Genomic DNA, 10,357 nt, shown 5'->3' with positions numbered 1-10,357 from the left:
CGGCCAACACCGATTTTAGGAGCGACCTCGGTAAGCCAAATCAGGGTTTCGATAGCTTCAATCTGACAGAAGAAGGGGCGAATACTAGAAAACTTATGTTGCCGCCAGTGCTGAAGCAAACGTGCGGTTTCGGGAGTTACTCGCCATTTGCTGGAATCGGGAATCATACGCCACTCGTCGACCTGTCGGCGGAGGGCATTAATCGTAGATGTTGGGTCGTATCGTTGTGCTTCGCTTGAAATTCCCCGCCCTTCATCAAACGCTAATTCCTTCTGGCTTGCATGCTTACGCTTGCGAGGTTTGGGGATCGGCGTAATGAACTCAGCGCGTCGGCGTCGAGGAATGATCTGCTGTGTAGGCTGCCCATCATGATCAAGTTCCCAGTGCCTGGATGGATAGTCATAAGGGGAATTTAATATGGGATGGTCAAAGAATGGGTTCTCCATGCTGAAAGATTGATAAGCGGAATGCCGACCGTAGGGAAGGTAGAAGTGTTACAAAAAAATCAAAGCTTGCTAGAGTTGGTATTTCGATAGATATAGGAAGTATTAATCTCCCTATATCTGGCTTTGACAAAATGATACTTCAATCAGCGGTCCCAATAAATAAAAATATATAGTCTCCTGAAGTGCAATAAGCATACATCTAAAACATTTGAAGACGTTGAAAATGTAGCTTGTGCGCCTTTATTATGCAATAGCTAACGATGGGGTTAAAAACAAGGTTCGTGTTAGCAATTTGGCAAATTGTTGTACCTATGTTGTACCCATAAACAACTAACCCCTTGCAGCACAACGACTTACAAGGGGTAATAGTGGGCCCGGTAGGATTTGAACCTACGGCCAATGGATTCACCTTCTACGCATTTCCACGTAGGGTAGGACTATATCATCACCCTCGTCTTACTCGTTAGGGCGGCGGGCGCTAGTGATGGTTTATTGCCTGGCTTACTCACCATCTAGTCTCTGCACCTTCCGGTTACTGCACCTAAGTGCTAGCCTTCGCCGGCTTGGCTCAGGATTGCCGTATCTTTCGACGTAGGTTTCCCTGAATTCACCCGCTGCGCACTCCCTGATTTCTCAGAAAGGGCACCAGGAGCAGCTATTGGTCTGCCCCTAATGAGTCCACTGCTCTAACCGCTGAGCTACGGGCCCCAATTGGATGGTGAATCATACTCGCGTCTCGGGACTGCGTTTCCTTTTGTGCGGTTTTCGCGGTGCCATGCCGGTGGATTCCCGATCAGGGGCGGGAATGACGGATGTTGCGTGGGGCGTAAAGGTAAACAAACCTTCAACCTTTAATCAGCAACCTTAAACCTCGTAAAGGTCGTGAATAGCCCTGAGCGTGCTACGCATCATCCGCTCAGAATCTTCCCGGGTTGCGGTCTTGAATCCGTGGATAATATCATTGCCTCGCGATACGATGTTGCGGAGCTCCATCTTTAAGTGCCTGAACAGGCGCAGGAGGCACAACATGCCAATCATCTGGGCCAGAGAGGGATCGGGGGCATCCATGAACCAGCGGCGGTTCGACTTTGAGATGCGCTGCTCTACGTAGATGTAGTTGTCAGAATGGGGATCGTTGAGGCCTTGCTGCTCAAATACGTCACGGATGCTGATTTCCAATGCTGTTCTGCACAGGGCGTAGGTGGCGTGGTATTGTTTGAATACAAAGCAGTGGCGCAATTCACCCACCAGCGACTCCAGGTGCTTTGGGTAGCTGCCGGCACCCACCACCAATGAGCCTACTTTGTACAGCTCCTCTATGTAGTCGTATGGATCAAACCACGAAAAGAAGTGCTCCGCGCTCAGGTCACGAATTCGCTCCATGTCCAGCTCGTCTTGAAACAGGCCTTTCATAAACGGATTTGGCAAATCCTCCCCAGAGCTGATCAGCTGTAGATGGGTCAGGATTTTCTTGTCCGCCACTTCCGGCAGATGCATGACCGAGTTGGAAAACAGCCGCAGCCTGATATCCTGGCGTACCCGCTGGTACTCCTTCAGGCATTCGTGAGCCTTTTCAACATCTCCGTCTTCGATGGTTGCATCGAGCACGGCATTGTACAAAGACTCCAATTCTTGAACCTTGATGACCAGATCTTCCATGTCTTTGGCACAATTTGATGTGCGCGCAATGCAGCTATGTGCATCACACTGCTTGTGTGTTGAGACTGGAACGGTGTATGTCTGGCGTTAGAACCGGTATCGGCGCCGGCCCGGAAAGGTAAAGCGTTTGCTTACTTTTTAATTAGCTTTGCTGCCAGATGGGAAGGGAAAGAGGCGTATGATCCACGGCGGCCAGCATCAAGCCTTAAGAGAAGAGGAAAAAACGAAATCCCGAAAATACGGAAGCTCAAAAAAACGGCTACGTCTATTCTAGCCGCGCTTTCAACGGTGAAGCAACCGATTCATACCAGCTAACCACGCGGCCGCTTTCAAACGAAACAGACGATTGTCCATATTTGAAAATCTGGTCGCTGTACTGGTCGGGCGTACCCTGTGAGGCAATCACCTCATCGCGAGAGGAGCCTTTGGTGAAGTACTTGGTGCTCGTCGGCACGGATGGCTTCAGCTCAACTTGCAGCGGGAAAGAAGCGGCCTGGTTCCACCCTGTTACGCGGTCATCTTTAAATTGTACGGTAGAGTACCCGTAATGGAAGGTGTTCTCCCCAAAATGGGTTGGCGTACCTTGTACAGACAGGACTTCATCGCGGGTTGAGTTGTGGGTAAAGTGCGTGGCACTCGAGTATACTTTGGGCAACAACTTCGCCTTGAGGGGCGAGTCTACGTGCTGATGCCAGCTGACCACGCGGCCCTTTTCAAAGGTGATGCGCGATTCACCATAGCGCAATTCGCGGCCACGGTCCCGGTAATGATCAGGTGTGCCCTGAATGGCCACAACCTCGTCGCGGGTTGAGCCGCGGGTGAAAAACGCAGCTTCATACGCTTTGCGTGGCACCATTTTCACCATCAACTGCGCATTGTGCGCCTGGTGCCATCCGATAACAACTCCATCTTCAAAGAATACAGAAGAAAAGCCGTAGCGGAAAAGTTCGTCTGTTGTGCGCTCGGGATTCCCTTGCACAGCAATTACGGTAGATTTCGAAGAGCCTAGCGTAAAGAAGCCGGCCGGTGCTTGCCGGTCAGCAATTTTTTTCGGATTGATGGGCCGCTGGGTCGCAGAAACCAGGCTTGCCTCTTGTGGCATCGAAGAAGGCTCTGCTTCAGCTGCTGCCGGCGCCTCATTTACTGTGTTTTGCCGGGCTGTTGCATTCACTGAACTGCTTACTTCAGGATAATCAGCCAGGGTTGGCGGCGGCGCTTCCGACTGCCGCAAAAAGAAGATGATGCCTGCTACTGCAATGGCAAGGAGTGCACCTGCAGCCAGATAGATCGCCATTGAGTTTTTATCGCGCCGGCGCTTCTTGTAAGCATAGGTGTAATTGTGGTTACCGTATTTGCCGTACTGGATTGACGTTTGCCTGCGCCGGGCCAGCGTGTGTGTTGGCGTGGTTGTTTGTTGCCGGAAAGGTGAATGGGCGGAGGCCTGTGCACCTTTTGAGGAATGATTTGTGCTACTGTTGCCATTGGAACGGGCACGAGAGCTGGCATGATGCCGCGATCTACTGCGATAGGTGCTAGACTGGGAGCGTGCTGAACCGTTGCTCGAGGGCCGGCGATGTTGTGGCCGGCCATTGGGTGTGGGGCGCGCATATCCCGAATATGACTGTCCGTTCCCCGGAGCTGAACCCGGTGAATATGGCCGATATCCCGTGTGATTAGGGTTTTGAGAGGATGGACGCTGTGATTCACCGTTCTGTTTGCGCGCCTTCTGGCGTGCCTGGTAAGCCCGGATTTTTTCGTAGGCCTCGTTGATCTCTGCCAGTTTCTCTGCAGCCTTGGATTTGAGGCGCGGAGAGTCGGTTTTAAACCGGTCAGGGTGCCAGACTTTAGCCAGGTCCCTGTAGGCAGTTTTTACCTCGTCGGGTGTAGCTCCCGGCTGCAGTTCTAATATTTCGAAGTATTGCTTCATGCAAACACCAGCAACATCAATATTGGCAAATTGATGATTGGGCAAAAGGGCTTTTTAACAGTATCGACAGTAGCGAGCGATACCCTTGGAATTGGTTCAATTCTTCCCAGACAGGAGGTTGTAACCAGGATCGAGGCAGCACATACGTACACTGGCTGTACGTTGCACGCTATACTCGTCCCAGATCAAAACAGCCACGGAGGTAAGTTGGATGTTCGGTTCCGAGTTTAGGCCTGGAGGAGCACGTCTTGTAAGATAAGCAAAAAGTTACTTGTCTTCCTCTCTCAAATCGTCGGCCCTATAGCATAACAGCATTTGAAATAAAATACAATAGAGTTTCGACTGAATAAACACAGCTTTGTGACATTCTGCATCCGTTTCAGGGTTTGATTGCGAACTACGATACAAGACCCTTTGTGAACGCTATCGAAGGGGCATGAGAAATCAAGTCAAACCCATTCATTGACTGCAGAAAAGCTCAACCAACTACAGCCAAAGGTACATAGCCGGATGTAGTCAATACTTAAAAATTTCCCTGCACTTGATGGTATCATGTATTCGCGTTCAAAAAAGATTTGCTCACCACATTATTACGATTGAAGAAGATTGAAAATCAAGAATATTTTAAACTCGACCTTGAGCGATCAGCCTGAACGGCCTGCTGTAAATGAGCTAGTTGACGAATGTTATCGTTTGGCTCTGGCCTATTTGCAGAAAAAAGCCCGTTCTGGTTACCTTTTACCGCACCTCTTTGGTCTTTCGCTCGAAGACCTTGCGCTCGATTGTTTCGCTGATCTCTTTCAACGAAATGAGAAGGGTGGCTTTAAACTTCTCCAGCAGTATTTCAATTCTGTTGACTGGAGAGACGCAAATGACAAGGAAGTCTACATCATCTTGCGGCGCCTAATTTTTAGTAAAGTTAATGAAGGATTATTCCGGCGCTACAGAGAAGCAGACCCAACACTTGCCAAAATTATCCGCAACATCAAGGATGCAGTAAAGGCTGACACAGGCCTCCAGATGACGCGTTATAATGGCAGTGCCTGGCTCATTGTGGGCAAAGAGGAAAGCGATATGAATAATTTGCCAATTGCGCCGGTCGAGGTGCTTGAGGCGCATTTGATCGCTTATCTGTGCCGCTCTGCAAGCTCACACGAACTGGTTTCTTCGTTTATCGAGTTTATCGGAGAGCACCCATACTATTGCAATGCGTATCCGGTTACTGGCTTCGCCCAGGCAATCCGCGCCGCTTATGTTCACGTTGGTGAAACGAGCAGCGTTGTTGAAGACCCGGATCAGGTCCTCCGCCCTGAAGAGGTAGAGCAGGCCATCCAGCATGCAACACAGAAAGTGCAGACAGTCATGCACGACTCGTACGTGAAGAAAGGCAAGGTTTGTATGTCTACTTTCGAAACGTATTTCCGTACCGTTCAGGATATCCTGACCTCTCAGTTTGTTCGTGATGCGCGCCCAGTTGGGTCGTACTTCGATGCACTGCAGTACTACATCCCGGGCCTGTCGCGCGGATCGTACAGCCAGGAGCACCGCAACATCCTCGAATACATTACCAAACTGTCTCGGTCACAGCTGCTGGTTTACCTCAAAAATCACTCGTAAGCCGGCACCTGTCAGCAGAAACTGCTGAAAACTTTGAAACGGGAAGCCTGGGCCATACGCCCGGACTTCCCGTTTTTTATTTACCGGTCCCTGTTAAATTTTGAGCAACAGTGTATTTTTTTAGGTGGTGTATTGACATACGTCCTTCTGCAAGCGTACTTTGATATTCTCATCTAAATTAATAAGGAAGTTGTGAAATGGAGCGGATTGACGAGATCGACGCCAAGATTCTCATGCTGCTGCAAACGCAGGGGCGTATGAAGCGAAATCGTATCGCTGAAGAAGTTGGCCTGTCTGTACCTTCTGTCAGCGAGCGCATGCGCAAATTGGAAGAGCGCGGTGTCATCAAGGGCTATCATGCCGTCGTGGATGCAAAGCGCTTACATATTGATATTACCGCATTCATTCGGGTGACGGTCGACAATTCCTCTGACTATGACAGTTTTGTGGATAAAGCCTCTGCAATGACTGAGGTACTCGAGGTGCATTCTGTGACTGGTGAAGGATCCCACATTCTCAAGGTGAGAACCCAGAATACCACCTCGCTCGAGCTACTCCTCGCTAAAATTCAGGCCTGGCCTGCTGTACACGGGACTTCCACCAGTATCGTGCTTAGCACCTACAAAGAAACGCGGAGCCTCGATGTTGTGCCCATCAACCTACTGGTGCAGACATCTTCAAACTAGGCGCCCAAGCCTTTGGAACGTCATTTTTTTAGGAAAAGGCCGGCTTCTGCTGGCTTTTTGTGTTTGTAGCCTCTCTAAAAAGCAACTTGTTTGATTTGCCTAAATATATTAGGCACAGCAACTTATCATATCTTTCAATTTGAAGAATCAGATAATAGACTTGTGTTTTTTTAGCTCGAAAAGATATAAATACCTATATTAATCCCCGTTACATCCTTATTTATTTAGCTCCCGGCACGGATGTGATTAAAAAGAGCAATCCCACCGGGCAATACGCGTTTTTTGCGTGCCGCGTCTATCCACACCAAACACCGCGACCGGCAACGTCCCTTATAACAAGATCAACTGTATTTACCTCAAATGGCTTCAAAACTTGAATACATCTGGCTCGACGGGTACAAACCAACCCAGAGCCTCCGCTCCAAAACGATGGTCAGGAAAGATTTTGGCGGCTCCCTCGAAGAGTGCCCCACGTGGTCTTTTGACGGAAGTTCAACTGAGCAGGCTGATGGCAGCTCGTCAGATTGTCTGCTGAAGCCAGTTGCTATTTTTCCAGACCCCGGCCGTGAAGAGGCCTACCTTGTGATGACGGAAGTACTGAATGCCGACGGTACACCACACGATTCTAATGGCCGGGCCACCATTGCAGACGATGACGATGATTACTGGTTTGGGTTTGAGCAGGAATACTTCCTCTGGGATCCTATGACCGACTTGCCACCAGGCTTCCCTGCCGGCGGCTATCCTCGCCCACAAGGCCCTTACTATTGCTCTGTTGGTGCAAACAATGCCTTCGGCCGCGACTGCGTAGAAGAGCATCTCGACCTCTGCCTGGCTGCTGGCCTTAATGTAGAAGGCATCAATGCTGAAGTTGCTGCTGGTCAGTGGGAATTCCAGATCTTTGCAAAAGGTGCAAAACGCGCCGGCGACGAAATCTGGGTGGCCCGCTATCTCCTTGAGCGTACAGGGGAAGTATACGGCTACGGCATCAACTGGCATCCGAAACCACTCGGCGCCCTCGATTGGAACGGATCAGGCATGCACGCCAACTTTTCAAATGGCGACATGCGCGATTCAGGCAAAGAGGACACCTTTATCAAGATTTGCGAATCGTTTGGTCGCAACATCGAGCGCCACATCAATGTGTATGGCGCCTACAACGACCAGCGCCTCACCGGTGCGCACGAAACACAGTCAATCGACAAGTTTAGCTACGGTGTTTCTGATCGCGGTGCATCCATCCGTATTCCTGTGGGCACCATCGAAGATGGCTGGAAAGGCCGCCTCGAAGACCGCCGGCCGGCTTCCAACGCGGATCCCTACAAAGTTGCCGCTGCCATCATTAAAACCTGTAAAGAAGCGTAAGCTAATTTCCAAAACTGACGGCAATACATTCAGAAAGGGCGCGACCATAAATACGGTCGCGCCCTTTCTGTTGGTTGTTACCGTTGGGTCGCTCCATGCGGTAACAAATGGCAGTAACAAATGAGAGGGTTAAAGCGCCACCTTGGCGTCTTTGTCATAACTCAGCGCTGCGTGTTCTGCATTCTCGAACTGCTCAAACACGCTGCCTAGAAGCCGGCTCATCAGGAAGATATTTTTGATGCGCTGGTGCATGCCTGCAAGCCGGATATCCCCACCAAGTGTTCGCATCGTATTCAATCCCCCTATAAGGGCGCCTATACCAGAAGAGTCAATAAAATCTGTTCTGGAAAAATCGACGATAATCCGATGGCTTCCTGCCTCCCGGCACTCTCCCAGCATCGCATGGAACGCTTCGCGCTCAAGGCTCCCCAGAAATCTACCTTCGAGATAAACAACGGGAATGGCTTGTGATGTATCTATAGAGAACGGCATGGTGTACCTCACTGACTGTTTAGGATTTGCGGATGGTATCCCTCTCTACACAAAAGCACAAGAAATCCCGCAATGCAGGTTCATTCTCCAGATCCTTCTATCATGCAATAGGGGGTGGAATTAGTGCCGAAGGTAGAGCGTCGAATGCCGATCAAGGCACTTGCACAACTATAAAAGCACACCACAGCAGTACTAGCAGCAGCTTAGTAGCACAAAACGAAAACCCGGAAACACAAAAACACGAACCTGGTGTCCTCACGCCAAATTCCACCTCAATGGATCTGGATATCCTAACACGCGTACGTTTCCATTCGGAGCAGCAACCAGCACCGATTCCCAACACCCATGGCAAAGCGCAAGAAGAAACCCCTCGCACGGCTTAATCACTTTTTCTGGAAGTACAAGAAATTGTTCATCCCGGGTTTGTTGTGTGCCGCGGCTTCTGCGGCATTCTCTGTGGCAGTTCCGATGATGGTTCGGATTATCATCGATAGCATGCCGCGGTTTGTGAATCTGTTTAATCTGTTTGCCGGCACAGAAGTCCAGGGCTACCTGTTTACCCAGTTTTTTGTCTGCCTGCTCCTCTTTGGCGCCGTAATCATCTGCCTGAGTCTCCTGAGCGGCACGTTTACTTTTCTGATGCGGCAGACCATCGTTGTGATGTCTCGCCATGTAGAGTATGATCTTCGCAACCAGCTTTACGACCATTTGCAGGGCCTCTCTCGCAGCTTCTACGTGCAACACGCCACGGGCGACCTGATGACCCGCGCAACCAGCGACATCGAACAGGTGCGGCGGTACATCGGGCCTGCGATGATGTACTCTGCGCGTGCCGTCGTTTTTGTGGTAGCTGCTGTGTCTGCCATGATTTTCATCTCCCCGCGGCTCACGCTGTTTGCCATCCTTCCGATGCCCCTGCTGGCCATCTCTGTGTTTTTTGTGGCCCGCGTAGTGCACGCCCGGAGCGATGCGTTGCAAAAGCAGTATTCGAAACTCACCAGCCGGGTACAGGAAGCCCTTGCCGGCATCCGCGTCCTCAAAGCTTACACCCGTGAAGAGGCTGAAGCTGCAAGCTTTGAAGAAGAGAGCGCGCTCTATAAAGAACGTATGCTGGACCTTGCCCTTGTTGACGCCATTTGGCGTCCCGTATTTCTGATCCTGATTGGCATGTCTGCCATTATTGTTGTCTGGGTAGGCGGTGGACTCGTTGCAGAGGGGGCCATCACCATTGGCAACATTGCCGAATTTATCATCTACGTTACCCTCATGACGTGGCCCGTGGCTTCGATGGGGTTTGTAATCACCATGATCCAGCGCGCATCCGCTTCGATGACGCGGCTTGCCAGCATCTTTGATGCAAGTCCGGATGTAAGCGACAGCGACCGCACCGTGCCGACATTCACCGACGTAACCGGTGCGATTGCGTTCGAAAAGGTGGGTTTTAAATACACAGAAAACGGCCCCTGGGTGTTAAAAGATGTTTCATTTGATATCCCCGCAGGGTCAACGCTTGCTATTGTTGGGCGCACAGGTTCTGGCAAAAGCACACTGGTAGAGATGGTTGCCCGCCTCTTCGATCCTACGGAAGGCGTAGTCAAAATTGACGGCCAGCCAGCTCCCCAATTCCCTGTTGAGGTATTGCGTAGTTCAATTGGCTACGTACCGCAAGAAGTTTTTCTTTTTAGCGATACCGTTGCAAATAACATCGCATTTGGGAGACTCGACGCCGGCCAGGAGGCAATTGATCAGGCTGCACGCGAGGCTGAACTGCTCGATAACATCCGGGATTTCCCAAAAGGCTTCGAGACCTTTGTCGGTGAACGTGGCATCACCCTTTCGGGGGGGCAAAAACAGCGCAGCTCGATTGCTCGCGCCCTCATCCGTGATCCACGTATTCTTATTCTGGATGATGCGCTCTCTGCAGTTGACACCAAAACTGAAAGCAACATCCTCGGTCACCTGCGCAACCACTTTGGGCAGCGCACCATTGTCATCGTGAGCCATCGTATTTCTGCGGTGCAGGAAGCAGACTTGATTCTGGTGCTGGATGAAGGCAAAATCCTTGAGCAAGGCGGACATGCTGCGCTCTTGAAGCAGAACGGCGTTTACGCAGAACTGCACAGGAAGCAGTTGCTGGAGCAGGAAATCGAAGCGCTAACCTGATC

General features: G+C 50.7%; 8 protein-coding genes. 4 read left to right on the top strand and 4 right to left on the bottom strand.

What is annotated here, in order from left to right; genetic code table 11:
- The 3 genes from AAF564_01715 to AAF564_01705 all read right to left on the bottom strand — a co-directional run.
- Positions 1-446 (bottom strand): restriction endonuclease (locus tag AAF564_01715; GenBank protein MEM8484230.1); only part of this gene is annotated, 446 nt, incomplete at its 3' end.
- Between the two features lie 864 nt (positions 447-1,310).
- Positions 1,311-2,105, bottom strand: coding sequence for a hypothetical protein (locus tag AAF564_01710; GenBank protein ID MEM8484229.1), 795 nt, complete (start codon positions 2,103-2,105; stop codon positions 1,311-1,313).
- Positions 2,106-2,370: 265 nt separating this feature from the next.
- On the bottom strand, positions 2,371-4,032 hold the full coding sequence (locus AAF564_01705) for a DnaJ domain-containing protein (GenBank protein MEM8484228.1): 1,662 nt from the start codon (positions 4,030-4,032) through the stop codon (positions 2,371-2,373).
- A gap of 636 nt (positions 4,033-4,668) precedes the next feature.
- Here AAF564_01705 and AAF564_01700 point away from each other — a divergent pair.
- The 3 genes from AAF564_01700 to AAF564_01690 all read left to right on the top strand — a co-directional run bounded on the left by AAF564_01700 (position 4,669) and on the right by AAF564_01690 (position 7,700).
- On the top strand, positions 4,669-5,649 hold the full coding sequence (locus AAF564_01700; GenBank protein MEM8484227.1) for a hypothetical protein: 981 nt from the start codon (positions 4,669-4,671) through the stop codon (positions 5,647-5,649).
- A 197-nt stretch (positions 5,650-5,846) separates the two neighbouring features.
- Complete coding sequence (locus AAF564_01695) at positions 5,847-6,335, top strand: Lrp/AsnC family transcriptional regulator (GenBank protein MEM8484226.1); 489 nt, start codon at positions 5,847-5,849, stop codon at positions 6,333-6,335.
- Positions 6,336-6,695: 360 nt separating this feature from the next.
- A complete protein-coding gene (locus AAF564_01690) occupies positions 6,696-7,700 on the top strand; it encodes a glutamine synthetase beta-grasp domain-containing protein (GenBank protein MEM8484225.1) in 1,005 nt (334 codons plus the stop codon).
- Between the two features lie 129 nt (positions 7,701-7,829).
- On the opposite strand, the gene AAF564_01685 is transcribed toward AAF564_01690, so the two are convergent.
- Entirely contained in the window at positions 7,830-8,192 is a 363-nt protein-coding gene (locus AAF564_01685) for an STAS domain-containing protein (protein ID MEM8484224.1), read from the bottom strand.
- 345 nt (positions 8,193-8,537) lie between these two features.
- On the opposite strand from AAF564_01685, the gene AAF564_01680 reads away from it, so the two are divergent.
- A complete protein-coding gene (locus AAF564_01680) occupies positions 8,538-10,355 on the top strand; it encodes an ABC transporter ATP-binding protein (protein MEM8484223.1) in 1,818 nt (605 codons plus the stop codon).
- Positions 10,356-10,357 lie beyond the last annotated feature (2 nt).

Source organism: Bacteroidota bacterium (assembly GCA_039111535.1).
In the GTDB taxonomy this organism is placed as follows: domain Bacteria; phylum Bacteroidota; class Rhodothermia; order Rhodothermales; family JAHQVL01; genus JBCCIM01.
Note: the sequence above shows the minus strand (reverse complement) of the source record. Positions and strands in the feature narration are given on the sequence as shown.

Coding starts and splice junctions, on each gene's coding strand:
- AAF564_01710 (MEM8484229.1), bottom strand. CDS start 2,105: ATGGAAGATCTGGTCATCAAGGTTCAAGAATTGGAGTCTTTGTACAAT.
- AAF564_01705 (MEM8484228.1), bottom strand. CDS start 4,032: ATGAAGCAATACTTCGAAATATTAGAACTGCAGCCGGGAGCTACACCC.
- AAF564_01695 (MEM8484226.1), top strand. CDS start 5,847: ATGGAGCGGATTGACGAGATCGACGCCAAGATTCTCATGCTGCTGCAA.
- AAF564_01690 (MEM8484225.1), top strand. CDS start 6,696: ATGGCTTCAAAACTTGAATACATCTGGCTCGACGGGTACAAACCAACC.
- AAF564_01685 (MEM8484224.1), bottom strand. CDS start 8,192: ATGCCGTTCTCTATAGATACATCACAAGCCATTCCCGTTGTTTATCTC.
- AAF564_01680 (MEM8484223.1), top strand. CDS start 8,538: ATGGCAAAGCGCAAGAAGAAACCCCTCGCACGGCTTAATCACTTTTTC.